Annotated in this window: 18 protein-coding genes; 4 read left to right on the top strand and 14 right to left on the bottom strand. The window is 70.8% G+C overall.

Annotated features, from left to right (window positions below):
• Nucleotides 1-51 precede the first annotated feature (51 nt).
• Together BJ986_RS08565 and BJ986_RS08560 are read left to right on the top strand one after the other, a co-directional pair.
• A complete protein-coding gene (locus tag BJ986_RS08565; protein WP_337795036.1) occupies nt 52-2076 on the top strand; it encodes a HelD family protein in 2025 nt (674 codons plus the stop codon).
• Between the two features lie 24 nt (nt 2077-2100).
• Entirely contained in the window at nt 2101-2763 is a 663-nt protein-coding gene (locus tag BJ986_RS08560; protein ID WP_179421596.1) for an HD domain-containing protein, read from the top strand.
• Here BJ986_RS08560 and BJ986_RS08555 read toward each other — a convergent pair.
• Both BJ986_RS08555 and BJ986_RS16040 read right to left on the bottom strand, forming a co-directional pair.
• A complete protein-coding gene (locus BJ986_RS08555; protein ID WP_179421595.1) occupies nt 2714-3247 on the bottom strand; it encodes an NUDIX hydrolase in 534 nt (177 codons plus the stop codon). The two genes, BJ986_RS08560 and BJ986_RS08555, sit on opposite strands and share 50 nt — an antisense overlap.
• Nucleotides 3244-3996, bottom strand: coding sequence for a DUF4031 domain-containing protein (locus BJ986_RS16040; RefSeq protein WP_337795035.1), 753 nt, complete (start codon nt 3994-3996; stop codon nt 3244-3246). Before BJ986_RS16040 ends, BJ986_RS08555 begins: the two co-directional genes overlap by 4 nt.
• A 122-nt stretch (nt 3997-4118) precedes the next feature.
• Between BJ986_RS16040 and BJ986_RS08545 the strand changes: the two genes are divergently transcribed.
• Nucleotides 4119-4409, top strand: a complete 291-nt coding sequence (locus BJ986_RS08545; protein ID WP_179421594.1) for a WXG100 family type VII secretion target — start codon at nt 4119-4121, stop codon at nt 4407-4409.
• A gap of 5 nt (nt 4410-4414) precedes the next feature.
• Here BJ986_RS08545 and BJ986_RS08540 read toward each other — a convergent pair whose 3' ends face one another.
• The 5 genes from BJ986_RS08540 to BJ986_RS08520 all read right to left on the bottom strand — a co-directional run bounded on the left by BJ986_RS08540 (nt 4415) and on the right by BJ986_RS08520 (nt 12120).
• The gene (locus tag BJ986_RS08540; protein WP_179421593.1) at nt 4415-6958 is read right to left on the bottom strand and encodes an ABC transporter permease; all 2544 of its coding nucleotides are present in this window, start codon (nt 6956-6958) and stop codon (nt 4415-4417) included.
• Between the two features lies 1 nt (nt 6959).
• Nucleotides 6960-7745, bottom strand: coding sequence for an ABC transporter ATP-binding protein (locus BJ986_RS08535; RefSeq protein ID WP_179421592.1), 786 nt, complete (start codon nt 7743-7745; stop codon nt 6960-6962).
• A gap of 166 nt (nt 7746-7911) precedes the next feature.
• Nucleotides 7912-9609 (bottom strand): alkaline phosphatase D family protein, encoded by a 1698-nt coding sequence (locus BJ986_RS08530; protein WP_337795031.1) that lies wholly within the window; start codon nt 9607-9609, stop codon nt 7912-7914.
• A 105-nt stretch (nt 9610-9714) separates the two neighbouring features.
• Nucleotides 9715-11340 (bottom strand): chaperonin GroEL, encoded by a 1626-nt coding sequence (gene groL, locus BJ986_RS08525; protein WP_179421590.1) that lies wholly within the window; start codon nt 11338-11340, stop codon nt 9715-9717.
• Nucleotides 11341-11643: 303 nt separating this feature from the next.
• The gene (locus BJ986_RS08520) at nt 11644-12120 is read right to left on the bottom strand and encodes a DUF559 domain-containing protein (protein ID WP_179421589.1); all 477 of its coding nucleotides are present in this window, start codon (nt 12118-12120) and stop codon (nt 11644-11646) included.
• Nucleotides 12121-12723: 603 nt separating this feature from the next.
• Here BJ986_RS08520 and BJ986_RS08515 point away from each other — a divergent pair.
• Nucleotides 12724-13164: a phage tail protein gene (locus tag BJ986_RS08515; protein ID WP_179421588.1), complete on the top strand. Its 441-nt coding sequence runs from the start codon at nt 12724-12726 to the stop codon at nt 13162-13164.
• 16 nt (nt 13165-13180) lie between these two features.
• Here BJ986_RS08515 and BJ986_RS08510 read toward each other — a convergent pair whose 3' ends face one another.
• The 7 genes from BJ986_RS08510 to BJ986_RS08480 all read right to left on the bottom strand — a co-directional run bounded on the left by BJ986_RS08510 (nt 13181) and on the right by BJ986_RS08480 (nt 18158).
• Entirely contained in the window at nt 13181-13621 is a 441-nt protein-coding gene (locus BJ986_RS08510; protein ID WP_202881209.1) for a hypothetical protein, read from the bottom strand.
• Nucleotides 13621-14670 (bottom strand): P1 family peptidase, encoded by a 1050-nt coding sequence (locus tag BJ986_RS08505; protein ID WP_179421586.1) that lies wholly within the window; start codon nt 14668-14670, stop codon nt 13621-13623. Before BJ986_RS08505 ends, BJ986_RS08510 begins: the two co-directional genes overlap by 1 nt.
• Nucleotides 14667-15104 carry a VOC family protein gene (locus tag BJ986_RS08500; RefSeq protein WP_179421585.1) on the bottom strand — a complete coding sequence of 146 codons (438 nt, stop codon included), beginning with the start codon at nt 15102-15104 and terminating at the stop codon, nt 14667-14669. The genes BJ986_RS08505 and BJ986_RS08500 overlap by 4 nt, the downstream gene beginning before the upstream one ends.
• Nucleotides 15104-15559 carry a GNAT family N-acetyltransferase gene (locus BJ986_RS08495; protein WP_179421584.1) on the bottom strand — a complete coding sequence of 152 codons (456 nt, stop codon included), beginning with the start codon at nt 15557-15559 and terminating at the stop codon, nt 15104-15106. Before BJ986_RS08495 ends, BJ986_RS08500 begins: the two co-directional genes overlap by 1 nt.
• 82 nt (nt 15560-15641) lie before the next feature.
• A complete protein-coding gene (locus BJ986_RS08490) occupies nt 15642-15932 on the bottom strand; it encodes a DUF3263 domain-containing protein (protein ID WP_179421583.1) in 291 nt (96 codons plus the stop codon).
• A 175-nt stretch (nt 15933-16107) separates the two neighbouring features.
• Nucleotides 16108-17478 (bottom strand): pyridoxal-dependent decarboxylase, encoded by a 1371-nt coding sequence (locus tag BJ986_RS08485; protein ID WP_179421582.1) that lies wholly within the window; start codon nt 17476-17478, stop codon nt 16108-16110.
• Between the two features lie 23 nt (nt 17479-17501).
• The gene (locus BJ986_RS08480) at nt 17502-18158 is read right to left on the bottom strand and encodes an HAD-IA family hydrolase (protein ID WP_179421581.1); all 657 of its coding nucleotides are present in this window, start codon (nt 18156-18158) and stop codon (nt 17502-17504) included.
• Between the last annotated feature and the right edge of the window lie 2 nt (nt 18159-18160).

Raw genomic sequence — 18160 nt, 5'->3', positions numbered from 1 at the left:
GCGACGAAACCCGTTCGACGTGCGGGTCGCTCGGTGGCAAGGTGGACCCTTGTGTCTGCCCCCGCTCCCGCCCCCGAGCTCACGCGTGAGCAGGACTACCTGGCCGCCGCTCGCGAGGCCCTGGCCAGGATGCGCGAGCAGACCCTGTCGCTGAAGGTCCAGGCGCACGACCCCATCTCCGCCGAGCACCTCGCCCGCACCCTGCACCTGCGAGCTGCCTCGCTCCAGGACGACCCGTCCACGACGCTGTTCTTCGGCCGGATCGACACCGACAGCGACGAGCGCTGGTACATCGGACGTCGCCACGTGGCGGACTCGGCGGGCGACCCGCTGGTCATCGACTGGCGCGCAGGGATGTCGACGGCCTTCTACCGTGCGTCGCACGCCGAGCCGATGGGCGTGGTGCTCCGGCGGCGGTTCGGGCTGGACCACGGTGCCATCACGGCGTACGAGGACGAGCACCTCCAGGACCGCGCGGAGCACGAGGTCCGCAGCCAGATCCTGGCCGAGGAGATCGAGCGGCCCCGTGTCGGGCCGATGCGCGACATCGTCGCCACCATCCAGCCCGAACAGGACGAGATCGTCCGGGCCGGGGCGGACCAGACGATCTGCGTGCAGGGGGCGCCGGGCACCGGCAAGACCGCCGTCGGCCTGCACCGCGCGGCCTGGTTGCTCTACGCCTTCCGCGACCGGCTGGCTCGCTCCGGTGTCCTCGTGATCGGCCCCAACCGCGCCTTCCTCGAGCACATCGGCGCCGTGCTGCCCGCCCTCGGCGAGGTGGCTGTCGGTCACACCACGATCGAGGAGCTCGTCGCCTCGGTCCCCGTCCGCGGCCTCGACAGCACCGAAACCGCTGTCCTCAAAGGCGATGCCCGCCTCGCCGAGGTGCTCCGGTATGCCGTGTGGTCGGCCGTGCAGCGGGCGACCGAGCCCCTCGTCGTGCCCCGCGGCGTCCGCAAGTGGCGGGTCCCGGCATACGAGGTCAACGAGATCTTGGACGAGCTCAAGGCCAGGGGCGTGCGCTACGACGCGGCGCGCCAGATGCTGCCGCAACGGCTCGCGCACGCGGTCCTGCTGCAGATGGAGGGCGCCGGCGACTCGCCCGACGACCGCGTGCAGGACCAGGTCGCTCGCAGCGCCGTCATGAAGAAGTACGTCTCGGCCCTGTGGCCGGCGCTCGACGCCAAGGCCGTCCTGTTCTCGCTGCTGTCCGACCCCGACGTCCTGGCCCAGCACTCACGGGACATCCTCACCGAGGACGAGCGCCGGATCCTGCTGTGGGACAGCCCCGCGCGCTCGAAGGGGACGGTCCGCTGGTCGCGTGCCGACACCGTCCTGCTCGACGAGCTCGGCGACCACATCAGCCGCACCCCCTCGCTCGGGCACGTCGTCCTCGACGAGGCGCAGGACCTGTCCCCGATGCAGCTGCGCGCGGTCGGCCGACGCTGCTCGACGGGCGCGGCGACGGTGCTGGGCGACATCGCGCAGGGCACCACACCCTGGGCCACCGACTCCTGGGAGTCCTCTCTTCACCACCTGGGCAAGCCGGGCAGCCACGTCGAGGTCCTCGACCGCGGCTTCCGCGTGCCCGCGAGCGTCATCGAGTACGCCGCCCAGCTCCTGCCCCACATGGCACCGGGCCTCGGTGCGCCCGTGTCGGTCCGCGACAACCGCGGACGACTCGACCTCCTCGCCGTCGGGGCCGGCGACCTGCTGACGCGCACTGCTGACGTCGTGGCCGGCGAGCTCCTCCAGCCGGGCTCGATCGGCATCATCGCCCCCGACGACCTGGTGACAGAGGTGTCGAAGACCTTGCGCCGCAACGAGATCGAGCACGGAGTGCTCGGCCAGGACCACGGGGACATCGACCACCAGGTCGACGTCGTGCCGGCCACCGTCGCCAAGGGCCTCGAGTTCGACCGGGTCGTGGTCGTCGAGCCTGCCGCCATCGCCGCCGCCGAGCCCGACCAGCGCACCGGGCTGAGACGGCTGTACGTCGTGCTCACCCGGGCCGTCTCGGCCCTCACCGTGGTGCACGCCCAGCCGCTGCCCGCCGAACTCGCCGCACGGGGTTAGCGCGGCTCTGCCAGACTCCCCCTCGTGCCGGCCCTCATCACGTGGTGGAAGCTCGACGTCGCCGAGCTCGCCCCCGGCGCGCACTCGGACGCCGTCTTCGCGATCGGGTCCGACCTGATGCGCAGGCTCGGCGAGCCCCACCGCAGGTACCACACCACGCGCCACCTCGTGGAGCTGTTCTGGGCGCTCGAGGACCTGGAGAGCGCGCGCGTCCTGTCGGGCCGGGAGGCAGCGGTGGGCCGCATCGCCGGCTGGTTCCACGACGCCGTGTACGACCCCACGACGCCGCCCGGGGACAACGAGATCCAGAGCGCGGAGCTGGCCGTCCGCGACCTCGGGGCACTCGGGTTCGCCGACGAGGACGTCGCGGTCGTCCGCGACCTCGTCCTCGCAACGCAGACCCACGAGCTGGCCCACGAGGGGCTGTCCGCCGCGTTCCACGACGCCGACCTCTGGATCCTCAGCGCCCCGCCTGGACGATACGAGGAGTACACCGCCCAGGTGCGTCAGGAGTATGCCGCCGTGCCCGACGACGTCTTCGCCTCCGCCAGGGCGGCGATCCTGCGCCCCTTCCTGGACCGCGAGTCCATCTACGCCACGGTCTTCGCCCGGGAGAGCTGGGAGGACGCGGCCCGGCTCAACCTGGCGCGTGAGCTCGAGGCCCTGACGGCGGCGCCTCCTCGATGAGGGGCCACCAGAAGCGATCCCCGGAGAGGCTCCTGAACTCCTCCACGCTGACCCAGTGGGGATCGACCGCGTCGTCCTCGGCGGCCCTGAGCTGCGGTGCGGCCACGCCGATACGGGCCCGGTAGAGCTGCATCGCGCCCCCGGCGGCCGGCCAGCGCCCCGCCGACTGCGGTTCGAACCGCTCCTGCCCCCAGGGCGCGAGGTCCTCGCCGGCCAGGACGAGGCCGGTCTCCTCGCGGACCTCGCGCAGCACGCACTCGACCACCGTCTCGCCGGGCTCGCGAGCACCTCCGGGTGGCCCCCACTCGTCGCGTCGGGGACTGAACACCACGGCATACCTGCCGTCGGCGTCCTGGAGCACCACCATCGCCGCGAAGACCTCGGCCTCCGGCACGGGTTCGTCGGAGCGCACCAGCTCGACGTGGGCCGCGGAACCGTCGGCGAAGGGAACGTCCCGCAGCCGGGCGAGCACGGTCCTGCTCATCGCCGATGATCCCCGTGACGCAGGTGCTCCATCAGCGGCCACCAATGACGTTGCGACAGCTGGGATCCCGCGTCGTCGAGCGGCAGCCAGGTGCCATGGGTCACGTCGTCCGCGGCGTCGAGCCGCTGCGCGTACACGGCGAAGCAGGCCTTCGGGACGGGCCACGGATAGGTCCGGTCGGGGGTAGGCACGGTGTTGCGGACGTAGCCGAGCAAGGTCGGCGACAGGGGCGTGGGCCTGGGCGAGACGGTCAGGCTCTGCGCCACGGCAGCGACTGCCTCGGCGGGCTGCTGGTCCCCGACCGTTCGGGACGGGAGGTCCCAGCCCCCGTCGGGCCGCTTGACCACGAGCAGTTCCGTGCCGCGCACCAGGGCAAGGCGCACCACGACCGTGTTGGCCGGCGCTTCGTCCTGGCGCGAGGCGATCACGTCGGCCCGCGAACCCGGTGGCAACCAGGGGGCCCCGGGTACCGCCTCGACGACGCGCTCGTGCTTGCGCTTCTGGATCCGCAGTCCGCTGCGTTGCAGGATCCGCACCACCTCGCGCCCATCCACGGGCGCGGCCCCGGCCGCGACGAGCGCGGCATACCGCTCCTGCGGCACGTCGTAGTGGTCGCCCTCGAAGCCTCGGCGCGGAATCCCGTGCGCTGCAGCGAAATCATGCAGCTCCTCGTACGACGTGTCGCTGACGAGGTGGGACCACAGCCGGCCGTGCGCGGGCCACGCGGGCGGGTCGATCCAGATCGTCACCCGGCTGACGCTACCGCCCCCGCGCCGGCCCCTGTGGATAACGGGGGGCCGAGGTCGCCGAGGTGCCTAGCCTCGCAGGAGGCGGATGCCATGGGGGCATCGCACGGGTCAGGAGGACAACCATGTCGGCACAGTTCACGGTGGACACCGGGCGGATCCAGGCGGCTTCCGGTGACATCGCCCGGATCTCCAGCGAGATCGACGGCCAGGTCACGGCCATGATGGCCCGGCTCAACGGACTCCAGGGCGCCTGGACCGGCACCGCCTCCGCGCGGTTCCAGATCCTCGTCGCCGAGTGGCAGGGCACCCAGAAGCAGGTGCGTGCCTCCCTCGACTCGATCGGTGGCGTGCTGGCGGCCGCCGGCGCGCACTACGCCGAGACCGAGGCGCAGACCCTGCGGATGTTCAGCTGACGACGCTACTCCGTGGTGATCGCCTTGAGCACGTCGAGCCGCGAGGCCCGCCGGCCGGGCCACAGGGCGGCGAGCACGCCCACCACCCCGGCCAGCACCACGAAGATCGCGAGCTGTGGCACGGGGATCGCGAGCACGGTGATCCCGGAGTCGGCCAAGGAGCGCTGCAGGCCCCAGCCGGCGGCGAGCCCCAGGACCACCCCGAGGACGGCTCCCAGCAGGGCGATGGCGACCGACTCGAGCCGCAGCATCGTCCGCAGCTGCCGTCGACTGAGGCCGACCGCCCGCAACAGCCCGATCTCCCGGGTCCGCTCGATCACGGACAGCGCAAGGGTGTTGACGATGCCGAGGACCGCGATGACGACAGCCAGGCCGAGCAGGGCGTAGATCAGGTAGAGCAGCTGGTCGATCGGCGCGCGTTGCTCCGCCGCGAAGGCGTTCTGGTCCTTGAGGGTGACCGTGGGCAGGTCGGCGATGACCTTGTCGATGCCCGCCTCGATGGCCTTCTTGTCGGCCCCGGGCTGACGCACGACGAACGTCAGGCTGTCCTGCTGCGGCCGCCCGTTCGCGGTGGCCGTGGCGATCGAGGTCAGCACCGGGATGTCCATGGCCTCCATCGACCGGTAGATCGCGACGACGGTGTAGGTGGCCGGCTTGCCGGCGGCGATCGAGGCCTTGACCGTGTCGCCCACGCCGAGGCCGAGTGCCTTGGCGGACTTGTCCGTCAGCATGATCGTGTTTCCGGTGAGGCTGGACAGCGTGCCGTGCAGCACCTCGATCGGCACCGCCCGGGCGAACGTCGCCGGGTCCACCGCGGCGGCGAACTGCCGGTCGCCACCCTTCCTGAACACGGTGTAGCGCACCGGGGTGGCCACCTCGACCCCCGGCACCTTGGCCACGTCCGTCGTGATCGACGACGAGAACGGCTGGCCGATCGCGTTGGACACGACGTAGTCGGCCACGAAGTTGTCGGCGATCGACTTGTCGACGCTAGCCTTGGCCGACGCGCCGAAGACCGACATCATCGACACCAGGGTCAGGCCGATCATCAGGGCCGACGCCGTGGCGGCGGTGCGGCGGGGGTTGCGGATCGCGTTCTGCTCGGCCATGACCCCGACCGTCCCGAACAGCCGTCGGTAGACGAGGCCGCAGGCTGCGATGACCGGACGACCGATGACGGGACTCGTCAGCGCCACCCCCAGCAGCAGCCCGAACACACCGCCGCCGACGTACAGCGCCGAGTTGTCGACGGAGGTGAAGGCCCCGAGGTAGCCGGCCACCAGCCCACCGACCATGAGCACGCCACCGACCAGCAGGCGCCAGCGCAGGGCCGACTCGGGCAGGGCCACGTCGTCGCGCATCGCGGCGACCGGTGGCATCCTGCCTGCTCGGCGAGCAGGCAGGTAGGCGGCGACCATCGTCACGAGCAGTCCCACGGCATACGACCACATCGCGGTGGGCCACTGGAAGACGAGCGGCGACCCCGTGAGGTCGAGCCCGAACTGCGCGAACAGCGCTTTGATCCCCAGGGCCAGGACGAAGCCGAGGCCCAGCCCGACCGTCGACCCCACGAGACCGACGACGAAGGCCTCGAACAGCACCGACCGCGTCACCTGCCTTCGAGCGGCACCCAGGGCGCGGAACAGGGCGAGCTCGCGGCTGCGCTGGGCGACCAGGATCGAGAACGTGTTGATGATGAGGAACGACCCGACGAACAGCGCGATCCCCGCGAAGACCAGCAGGAAGGTGTTGATGAACGACAGCGCCTTGTTGATCGAGTTCTGAGACTCCTTGGCGACGGCCTCGCCCGTCACGGCCTGGTAGCCGGCGGGCAGCCTGGCCTGGACGGCCTTGGCGAGGTCCTTCTGGCTGACGCCGTCCTTGGCCGTGACCCAGGCGTCGGTGTACTCGTCCTTGCCACCGAGGTAGAGGCCCTGGGCGGTCTTGGTGTCGAAGAAGGTGAGGGTCGCACCCACCAGCCCCGACTTGAACTCGGCGAGGCCCACCAGGGTGGCGCGGACGATCGGCGTGGGGCTGCTGGTGGCCAGCGTGACCACGTCGCCGATCCGGTAGCCGGCGCGCTCCGCGGTGCCGGCGTCGAGGACGACCTCGCCCTTCTGGTGCGGCGAGCGCCCCCTCGTGATGTGTGCCGGGGGCTCGCCCGACGCGGTCGGGGCGTCGTTCCACGACAGGCCCAGCCCCGGGGCACCCTGGCCGCCGATGAGCTTGCCCTTGGTGGACACGACGAAGGTGGTCGGGTCCGAGACGTTGCCGTCGACGCGGGCCACGCCGGGCACGGACGCGAGGCTTCGCACCATCGACCCGGGCAGGGTTGCCGACGAGGGGGCACTGTCGAAGTTGCCGTTGACACTGGCAGGCCGGACCACGACGTCACCGACCGTGTCGACGATGCCGCTGAACGCCTTTCCGAGGGTGTCGGTGAAGATCAGCGACCCGGAGACGAACGAGACGCCGAGGATGATCGCGAACCCACTCATGAACAGCCGCAGCTTGCGGCCCATGAGGCTCTTCCAGCTGGCGCGCAACATCTCAGGCGCCACCCTGGGTGGACAGGTGCGCCATCCGCTCGAGGATCTTCTCGGCGGTGGGCTGGCGCATCTCGTCGACGACCTTGCCGTCCGCGAGGAAGACGACGCGGTCGGTGTAGGCGGCGGCGTGGGCGTCGTGGGTGACCATGACGATCGTCTGGTCGAACTCGTCCACGCTGCGTCGCAGGAAGCCCAGCACCTCGGCCCCCGACGTCGAGTCGAGGTTGCCGGTGGGCTCGTCGGCGAAGACGATCTCGGGCTGGCTGACCAGGGCCCGTGCGCAGGCGACGCGCTGCTGCTGGCCACCGGACAGCTCGCTCGGTCGGTGGCTGAGCCGGTCGCGCAGCCCGACGGTGTCGATGACGGTGTCGAACCAGGCCGGCTCGGGCGTGCGGCCGGCGATGGCCAGCGGCAGCAGGATGTTCTCCTCCGCAGTGAGTGTGGGGATGAGGTTGAACGACTGGAAGACGAACCCGACGCGGTCGCGACGGAGCAGGGTCAGCGCCTTGTCCTTGAGCTGGGTCAGGTCGACGTCACCGATGTAGACCTCGCCCGACGTCGCGGAGTCGAGGCCGGCGGCGCAGTGCATCATCGTCGACTTGCCCGAGCCCGAGGGCCCCATGATCGCGGTGAACTCCCCGCGGCCGATGTCGATGCTGACGCCGTCGAGGGCCCGGACCTGCGCCTCCCCCTTGCCGTAGACCTTGTGCAGGTCCACGACCCGGGCCGCAACCGATCGCGCGGTGGGCGCCGAGGTGGCGTCGGTGGTCAAGGGGGTGGCGGTCATCTCAGGCTCCCGGCTCATGGTGGATTCCGTTCTCGTCAAAGGTAGGGACGCGGCCACGCCGACGCATTCAGGTTCAACCCTGAGCCCACCCTGAGTGAACCCCCAGTCCGCCTACGTGCTGTCCCTCAAACGGTGGACGGGAGCCCGCAGTGCCCGGTCGCGGGAGTCAGTGCACGACAACGCGGGCGACCTGCCGCAGGTCAGGGGCGTCGTAGCGCTCGCCCCGGACCTCACCGGCCTCCCAGCGCATCACGAGCCCCCGACCCCGCACCTCGAGCGTGGCGAGGTTGTTGTCGAACCACGGACCATCGCTGACGTCCCAGTGGTACGGCGCGCTGGGCACCTTGTCGGTGTGGTCCACCAGGAACGACATCGGTCGAGCCAGGCCCTTGCCGAGGAACGCCTGGGCGATGCGCACCTGTCGGGGCAGGGGGTTGCGGATCGGGGAGCAGACGGCCTGCAGGATCGTGCTGCTGCCAGGGGGGAGCTGGTCGGGGCTGATCTGCGTGACGTAGGAGTTGTGCACGTCACCGGACAGGAAGGTGATGGTCCCCGGCCGTCGCCCCCGCTTGCCGGTGGCGACCTCCAGCACCATGGCCAGGACCGCGGCGAAGCCGTCCTGGAACGCCGCCCAGTGCTCGAGGTCGACCGCGCGGCGCATCTTCTCGCCCCACCGGGCGACCCGCGGCCCCCAGGCCCCGGACGCCATGGCCTCGTTGATCGCCTCGAGGTCGTGGATGCCCTGGGCGATGAGGAACGGCAGCGACGTGCCGATGAACAGGTGGTCGACGTCGCCCTGCAGCTGGATGTCCAGCCAGGCCAGCTCGTCGTCGTCGAGGATCGAGCGCCGGTCCGGCTGGAGGACCCTGGCTGCTCGGGAGTCCACCACGACGAGGCGGGACTCCCCCAGGTCGCGGACGTAGCTCCAGCGGTACGTCTCGGGCTGGCGGTCGGCCCGGTCCGCGAGGTCGTCCAGCACGCGGGTCAGGTCCAGCTCGTCGGCCACCCCGGACCCCGCGTGGGCCACGACCTGCTGCCACACCTCGTCCTGCGCCAGTCCTTCGGGCGAGAGGTTCCCGAGGTGCTGGTAGACCCAGTAGGAGGCGAGCCCCCCGACGATCCGCTCGTGCCACCAGGACGTCTGGTTGATCTCACGGCGCCAGCTCTGCGAGGTGTTCCAGTCGTCGCGGATGTCGTGGTCGTCGAAGATCATCGCGCTCGGCAACGTCGACAGCAGCCAGCGGTTCAGCGGGTCGCTCCAGGCCAGCCAGTACAGGTGGGAGTACTCGACGAAGTCCTTGAGCTCGGTCCCCGGCGGCTCCTCGAGGCTGCGGCGAGAGGCGATGAACTCCTGCATCGCCTCGCTGGTCTCGTCGGCATACACCTGGTCGCCGAGGAAGCAGACGAGGTGCGGCCAGTCCTTCTCGTCGCGCTCGGGCCGGCTCAGGTGGTGCGCGTAGGCACGAAGGGCATCGACGCCGTTGCTGGCGTTCCCCTCGGCGTCGTGCGAGACGCTGGTGCGGCAGGACCCGAAGGCCAGCCGGGTCGGCTCGCTGTTGAGCAGGGTCCGGATCCGGCTCGGCGGGAGCCCCGGGTGCTCAGGCTCAGCCGGCGGCCACACCTGCTCACCGTCGATGTCGACGGCGTAGTCGCTGGCCGTTCCCGGCTCCAGGCCGTCGACCACGACGAGGGCGTAGTGCCGTCCGTGCGCTCCGAACGTGGGCGCCGACCACTCACGGTCGAACGCACGCACCCGCACCTGCGCGGCATCGCGGGTCTGGACCCAGATCGTCGCCGAGGTCTCCCCGATGTAGCGGAGCAGCGGCCCCAGGGTCAGGGGGCCAGAAGAGGGATGAGTCGGCACGAGGACCGTTCTACACGGCATACCGGTCCGGTGGGGACAAAGACGAGGGGCGGCCCACCTCTCGGTGGACCGCCCCTCGTTCTGGCGTATGCCGTGTGGCTGGGCTCAGAAGCCCATGCCACCCATCTCGTCGCCACCGGGAGCCATCGGCGCAGCCTTCTCGGGCTTGTCGGCGATGACGGCCTCGGTGGTGAGGAACAGCGCGGCGATCGACGCGGCGTTCTGCAGCGCCGAGCGCGTCACCTTCGCCGGGTCGATGATGCCCGCGGCGATGAGGTCGACGTACTCGCCGGTGGCGGCGTTGAGGCCCCACCCTGCTTCGAGCGTGCTGACCTTCTCGCTCACGACGCCGCCCTCGAGGCCGGCGTTGATCGCGATCTGCTTGAGCGGAGCGGAGGCTGCGACGCGAACGATGTTCGCACCGGTGGCCTCGTCACCCTCGAGCTCGAGCTTCTCGAACGCGGCCTTGGTCGCCTGGAGCAGGGCCACGCCACCACCGGCGACGATCCCCTCCTCGATGGCAGCCTTGGCGTTGCGCACGGCGTCCTCGATGCGGTGCTTGCGCTCCTTGAGCTCGACCTCGGTCGCGGCACCGGCCTTGATGACCGCAACACCGCCGGCCAGCTTGGCCAGGCGCTCCTGCAGCTTCTCGCGGTCGTAGTCGCTGTCCGACTTGTCGATCTCGGCGCGGATCTGGTTGACGCGACCCTGGATCTGGTCGGCCTCGCCAGCACCCTCGACGATGGTCGTCTCGTCCTTGGTCACGACGACCTTGCGGGCGCGACCGAGCATGTCGAGCTCCGTGGTGTCGAGCTTGAGGCCGACCTCCTCGGAGATGACCTGGCCACCGGTGAGGATGGCGATGTCGGCCAGCATGGCCTTGCGACGGTCACCGAAGCCGGGAGCCTTGACGGCGACCGACTTGAAGGTGCCACGGATCTTGTTGACCACCAGGGTCGACAGGGCCTCGCCGTCCACGTCCTCGGCGATGATGAGCAGCGGCTTGCCGGACTGCATGACCTTCTCGAGGAGGGGCAGCAGGTCCTTGATGCCGGAGATCTTGGAGTTGACCACGAGGACGTAGGGGTCCTCGAGCACCGACTCCATGCGCTCGGTGTCGGTGACGAAGTAGTGGCTGATGTAGCCCTTGTCGAAGCGCATGCCCTCGGTGAGCTCGAGCTCGAGGCCGAAGGTGTTGGACTCCTCGACGGTGATGACACCTTCCTTGCCGACCTTGTCCATGGCCTCGGCGATCATCTCGCCGATCTGGGGGTCAGCAGCGGAGATCGAGGCGGTCGAAGCGATCTGCTCCTTGGTCTCGACATCCTTGGCCATCTCGAGCAGCTGGGCGGAGACGGCCTCGACGGCCTTCTCGATGCCGCGCTTGAGGGCCATCGGGTTGGCGCCTGCGGCGACGTTGCGCAGACCCTCCTTGACGAGGGCCTGGGCGAGGACGGTGGCCGTGGTCGTGCCGTCGCCAGCGACGTCATCCGTCTTCTTGGCAACTTCCTTGACCAGCTCTGCGCCGATCTTCTCGTACGGGTCGTCGAGCTCGATCTCCTTGGCGATGGACACACCATCGTTGGTGATCGTCGGGGCTCCCCACTTCTTCTCGAGGACGACGTTGCGGCCCTTCGGACCGAGGGTGACGCGGACGGCGTCGGCGAGGATGTTCATTCCCCGCTCGAGACCGCGGCGAGCCTCTTCATCGAAAGCGATGATCTTGGCCATTCGGGTGGTTCCTCCCACGCGAAACGTAAACGGTGGCCAGCGGGCGCCCGCGACGGACGGACCGGCTTGCGCGGCTCACGTCGCCGTGCTCCCCGGACCTCGCCCTACTGGCCTGGATTGTCACTCTCATGGTGAGAGTGCTAATGCCATTATTGGCACTCTCAGGGGGAGAGTGCAAACGGGTCCGGCGCGTGACCTCGCCGAGATCCCAGCTCTCGGGCTGCAACCGCCCCCGGCGGGCCCGAGAGCTGGGATCTCGAGGTGGACAACACCGTATGCCGAGTCCGCCAGGTGCCGACCGCATCAGCCCACGAGGCGGTGAAGCATGCGCATGAGCTCTCGGCGCCGGTGCGGATCGGCCAGGTCGGCCGCGGTGATCCGCACGACCTTCCAGCCCAGGTCCTCGAGAAGCCGGACGCGCTGGATGTCGTTCTCCCACTGTCGTCGGTCCGACCGGTGCTGGTCACCTTCGTACTCGACGATGACGCGCGGCCCTCGCCACATGAAGTCCACCCGCGCAAGGAAGTGGCCGTCCTCGGCATAGACGGTTGCGTTGAGCTCTGGCTCTGGCAGACCAGCCTCGCCGAAGGCGAGTCGGGCCCGGGTCTCCATCGGTGACCCGCTTCCGCTCCTGACCAGCTCGGACGCAGCACGGAGCTTACGCCGGCCCCTGCCGCCGACTCCGGCTCCGGCTGCCGCGAGGGCTGCCACCAGGCGCGGGTCCCGAGTGGCAAAGGCGTCGCCGGCAATGACGAGATCCTCGACCGACAAGGCAGGCATCGTCGCGAGATCCGTCCAGGTAGGCACCGGACGAGTGACAGGCAGCCCTCTCAGGATCTCGACCTCGCGCAGCTCAAGACCGCGATGTCCACGGACGCCGTCGCGTCGGCTCGGCGTCCCGCAAGTCAGGACGTCCAGTGGCTCGTGTCGGCTCCACCGGGTCGGGAGCGGCAAGCGCCAAAGCCGGGCCGCGGTGAGGTGTGAGAACGCCGCGCCCGGCGGAAGGACCACCAGGAGGTCACGTGCGTGCTCGTCGATCGTGCCTGCTGACCGGGTGGAGCGAATGCCCCAGCCGGGCCGTTGCAGGTCCCGGGCATCCAGTCGAGATCGCCCGACGTCAGCCGCGCGCGCCTCGGCCACGGTGAACGCACGGTCGCGCAGCACCGCGGGGAGTGGGGTCCGGGGCTGTCGCACCCGACGAGCGTGGCAAATCCGCAACGGTCCCCTGGGAGTTCTCCACAGGCCGCAAGGCACCTGACCTCGCCGAGATCCCAGCTTTCGGGCTGCAACGGCCCTCACGGGCCCGAAAGCTGGGATCTCGGGCGATCAGGTGGCGGGCGGAGTCAGGTCGCCGGAGCGGTCCGGTGGTGGGAGGCTCGGGCCATGGCTGCGCATGCCGGCCCGCTCGAGGGCTCGAACTTCATCGTCGACTTCGCGGGCACCGACGACGCCTCGTTCTCCCACGTCGAGCTCCCGGTGGCCCACATCGACGAGATCGCCTACCGCCCTGGCAACGACAGGTCCAACGAGCCGCACAAGCAGCCGGGGCTGGCCAGCTACTCGCACCTGGTGCTGAGCCGTGGCCTGAGCGCCAACCTCGACCTGTGGACCTGGTGGGAGGGAGCCCGCGACGGCGACCCGGCGGTGGACCGCACCGTGGTCGTGAAGCTGCTCGACGCCACCGACCAGCTCGTCCTGACCTGGCAGTTCCGCAACGCCTTCCCCGCGGTCTACCGCCTCAGCCCCCTCGACGCCGCGTCCAGCGACATCGTCATCGAGACCGTGGAGCTCGCCTTCGACTCGATGGACGTCGAGGTCCCCTAGCCGCAGCGTTCCCGGATCAGAGCAGGGTGCGCAGCGTCGCGTCGGCCTCGGACTCTACCGGGTCGTCGAGGTCGCCGATGAAGACGGCGTATGCCGTCCTGGCCGGATTGGCCTCCAGCTCGGCGAGCACGGTGCGCCAGGCCGCGAGGTTGGGGTGGTCGAGGGTCGTGCACGCCTCCGCCGGCCGCAGCGTCTCCACGGCGGCTTCCAGCTGCGGGCGGGACAGCTCGTAGGTCTGCGACCCCCTGGAGTGCCCGAGCAGCTTGGCCAGGATCACTGCCGGCAGGCCGTGCCGGCCACCGGGGGCGTTGACGTGCGGGAACTCCAGCTCGGGGGACGAGGATGCGGGACTGATGCCCACGGCATACGCGACGGGCGGCTGCCAGCCGTCGATCGTGGCGGCCAGTGCGTCCTTGATCGCGGCGAGCCCTTCGGGCGTGCTCCACTCGGGTTCCATCACCTCATCCTGACAGCAGACGGGAACGCGTCGCGGTAGGACCGCAGGTCGACGGCACCGTTGGACACCGACTCGGCGGCCAGCACGGCGTGCCCCACCGCCCGGGTGACGCAGTCGCCCGCGGCCACCATGAGGGCGTGCAGCGCGGCAAGGTCGGGGGCCGGCCGCTCCCCCGTCGCGAGGGTGAAGAGGGTGTCGCCGTCGAGCAGGGTGTGCACCGGGTGGACCGCCCTCGCGAGGCCGTCGTGCCCGAGCCCGCTGGTCTTCTGGCACTGCGCCTTGGTGAGGGTCGCGTCCGTGGCGATGACGCCGATCGTGGTCGCCATCCCGGGGCGCACCGGCTGGCCTTCGTATGCCGCGGCGGCACGATCGCGCGCCGCGTCCAGCTCGTCGACGCTCGGCGTGCCGACGTGGGCGAACTCGTCGCCCAGACCGTGCCGTGCCGCGAGGAGCTCACCTGTGCGCTCGTCGTAGGGCGCGCCGAACGAGTTCAGCGCGACGAGCGCCGCAACGGTCGTGCCGTCATCCAGCACTGCGCTGGCCGACCCGATGGCGCCCTTGAGGCCACCCGCCCGGGCCCCGGTCCCGGCGCCCGCGCAGCCCTGCAGCACGGCATCCGTCGAGGCACTGGCGTAGGCGTCGGCGCCGTCGGCCGCGGTCGGGGCGTTGGCGAACTCCCCACCCCGACCGAGGTCGAAGAGCACCGCCGCCGGCAGGATGGGCACCACCTGACCGGGCTCACCCATGGGCCAACCCAGCCCCGCGGCATACAGCTGCTGGACGACGCCGTCTGCGGCGGCGAGCCCGAAGGCGCTCCCGCCGGTGAGGACCACGGCGTTGACCCGGTCGACGAGGTTGCGCGGGTCGAGCAGGTCGGTCTCGCGCGTGCCGGGAGCACCGCCCCTGACGTCGACCCCGGCCACTGCACCCGCGTCGGGGGCGACGACAACGGTGCAGCCGGTCAGCCACCCCTGGTCGCGGCGGGTGGCGTGGCCGACCCGCAGACCGGCGACGTCGGTCAACGAGTTGGTCGGTCCCGGGCGCATCATCCGGGGCTCGCGCCGGCGCCCGGCTCGGCGCCCGGCTCGGTGCTCAGCTCGGCGCTCGCGTCGATGACGCAGAACCGGTTGCCGTCCGGGTCCTCCAGCACCTCGTAGTCGCGGTCCTCGTCGGGGTAGCGCCAGTCCTCCGCCCGGCGAGCCCCCAGGCCGACCAGGCGCTCGACCTCGGCCGCCTGGTTGTGCGCGTAGAGGTCGAGGTGGAGGTGGGGGATCGGCGACGGCTGGGTCTCACCGCGGTTGAGCGACAGGTTGGGCCCGTTCCCGTCGCGCGGCCGCAGGACCACCCAGTCGGGCTCGGGGTCGGGGTCATGCTCGGGTTCATCGCGCGGCTCGTAGTCGAGCGCGGCCGACCAGAACGCCATGGCCCCGGGGACGTCACTGACGTTGACGACGATCGACCCGATCCGGAAGGCAGCACCCATCACAGCTCCAGCCGGTAGGCGCGGGCATCGGGGACGAACCCGACCCGTTCGACCATCGTCGTGGTGTGCTCGCCGGCGGAGATGAGGACCTGTCGGAAGCCCGCATCCCTCGCCCACTGAGCGGCAGCCCTCAGCAGCGCCTCCCCGACGCCGATCCCACGGTGCTCGGGTCGCACGAAGAAGGTGTCGACCAGCAGGTCGGCCCCGGCCCCCGCAGGGCGTCCCGGCCACGGCAACGGCTCCACGACCGCACCCTGGAGGTACCCGGCGTGCTCGTCCCCGGCCTCGGCGACCCAGACGGGGTGGGCGTTTCCGGTCGCCAGCCACGCCCGTGCATGGCGGTCGAGGAAGCCGGGCTCGACCTGGCCACCGCGGTGCCGGGCGCACTGGAGGGTCAGCGCCGCGACGACGAGGGCGTCGTCGGGTCCGGCCAGCCTGGTTCGCAACTCACCCACGAAGGCAGTCAAGCACGGCCCGGGACGCAACAACGCCCGTACAGTCGCTTCTGCACGGGCGTTGGTGAACCAGGGGGCTCGGTCAGAGCTGGATGCCCAGCCGCCGGGCGCTACGAGCCCGCTGACGGGAGGCGCGCAACCGGCGCAGCCTCTTGATCAGCATGGGGTCGGCCTCGAGGGCGGGCTGGGAGTCGATCAGGGCGTTGAGCACCTGGTAGTACCGCGTGGCGCTCATGTCGAACAGCTCACGGATCGCCTGCTCCTTGGCGCCCGCGTACTTCCACCACTGCCGTTCGAAGGCGATGATCTCGCGGTCGCGGTCACTCAGCTCCGTGGGGGTGCTGACGTGATCCTGCTCGTGTGCGGCGTTCAACTCTCGACCCAATCCTTCGTGGTGTGCGCAGACGTGGTGTGTGCCGTGTGTGCGTGCAGGGCAACTATACGGAGCGAATCACACGCTTGTCATTCCACTCCGGTAGTCCCATCGGGCCAGTTCTGGCAGCCCCTTGTCACACTCGTCCCACGTGTCTCACAAGGGTGCTGACGCCTCAGGCCATGGTGTCGAGGATGGCCACGATGTCGTCCTCGGAGGTGCGCGGGTTGACGATCGCGAACCGGGTCAGCGTCTCGCCGGCGTGCGAGGTCGGCACGACGAAGGCGAACTGGTCGGCGAGGAGCCGGTCGGACCACTCCTGGTACTGCGCCGCAGACCAGCCGAGGCGCCGGAAGACCACGACCGAGAGGTCGGGCTCGCGCGCGACCTCGAGGTAGTCGCGCCGGCCGATCTCCTGCGCGGCGAACCGCGTGACCTCCAGCGTGCGCTCCACGGCGTCGCGGTAGGCGTTGGTGCCGTGGGTGGCCAGGGAGAACCAGAACGGCAGGCCCCGGGCGCGGCGGGTGAGCCCGACGGAGTAGTCGGTCGGGTTCCAGTCGGGGGCGTCGTTGAGGACGTCGAGGTAGGACGCGTGCTGCGTGTGTGCCGCGCGGGCCAGGGACGGGTCCCGGTAGAGGAGGGCGCAGCAGTCGAACGGCGCGAACAACCACTTGTGCGGGTCGACGATGAACGAGTCGCAGTGCTCGATGCCCGCGTAGCGGTCCCGCACCGAGGGGGCGGCCAAGCCGGCCCCTCCGTAGGCGCCGTCGACGTGGAACCAGATCCCGAGCTCGCGGCATACCTCGGCCACGGAGGCGAGGTCGTCGACGATGCCGAAGTTGGTCGTGCCGCTGGTGGCCACCACCGCGAAGAACGTCTCCGGACCGTTCGCGAGCAGGACCTCGCGCAGTGCGGGACCGGTGAGCCGGCCCGCGTCGTCGACGTCGACCCCGACGAACTCGGCGTCCATGACGTCGCAGGCCGACTGGATGGAGGAGTGGGCGCCGTGCGTCGCGGCCACCCGCCACGGCCGGGCACCCGAACCGGTGCGACCCTCATGGGCTGCCGTCACCCGGGCCGTGTGCCGCGCGGCGACCAGCGCTGACAGGTTGCCGATGGTGCCGCCGGGGACGAAGACGCCGCCCGCCTCCGGTGGGAGGCCTGCCAGGTCGGCGATCCAGCGCAGCGCCTGGTTCTCGGCGTAGACCGCCCCCGCCCCCTCGAGCCAGGACCCGCCGTAGATCGACGACGCCCCCACGACGAGGTCGAACATCGCCGCGGCCTCGGTCGGCGCGCACGGGATGAACGACAGGTACCGCGGGTGGTCGGTGGAGATGCAGGCCGGAGCCAGGTCCTCCTCGAAGAGCTTGAGCGCCTCGATGCCCCCGATGCCTTCGGCGGTGATGGTGGCGCCCGCCAGGGCGTCGAGCTCGGCCAGCGTCCGCGGGCCGTCGAGAGGCACCGGGTCGAGCTTCAGTCGGTCGGCGGAGTAGGCGAGGATCGCGTCGCCGAGGATCTCGAGGTTCTGGTCGCTGTAGCCGTGCACGCGGCGAGTCTAGGGTGCGCCGCTCAGCCGGGGGCAGGGGCGAACAGGTGCGTCCGCAGGGCTGCGACGTCGGCCACGATGGCGTCGGGTCGGGTCGCTGCGAGGGCCGGCTCGAGACCGGCGCCCCAGGTGACGGCGACCGCTCCCATCCCCGCGGCCCTGGCCGCCTCGACGTCGACGGTCGCGTCGCCGACGTAGACGCAGTCGCGCGGAGCGGCGCCCAACTGGGCCGCGGCATACAGCAGGGGTGCGGGGTGCGGCTTGTGCAGCTCGGTCTCCTCCTGTCCTGCAAGGACATCGATGCGCTGGGCCAGGCCCACGGCCCGCAGCCCGAGGCGCACGGTCTCGCCCTTCTTGGAGGAGACGACGCCGGTGCGTGCACCGGCCGCATGGAGGTCGTCGAGCAGCTCGGGGACACCGGCCACGGAGCGGATCAGCTCGTCGTGGTTGGCCAGGTTCCACTCGCGGTAGACGTCGGTGAGCTCGGCACCCCGACCGGGATAGCGCTCCTCCAGCACCGGCTGGAGGGGTCGGCCGATCCACGAGCGGACCTCGTCGTCCGCGGGCTCCTCGCCCAGGACCGAGCCCAGCGCGTGGTGGTAGGAGGCGACGATCAACGGGATCGTGTCGGCGAGGGTGCCATCGAAGTCGAAGAGGACGACGGGCCAGCGGGGAGTCACGG

Source organism: Pedococcus badiiscoriae, from assembly GCF_013408925.1.
GTDB classification, from domain to species: domain Bacteria; phylum Actinomycetota; class Actinomycetes; order Actinomycetales; family Dermatophilaceae; genus Pedococcus; species Pedococcus badiiscoriae.
The sequence above is the reverse complement of the archived record's forward strand: the minus strand, read 5'-3'. Positions and strand labels throughout refer to the sequence as shown.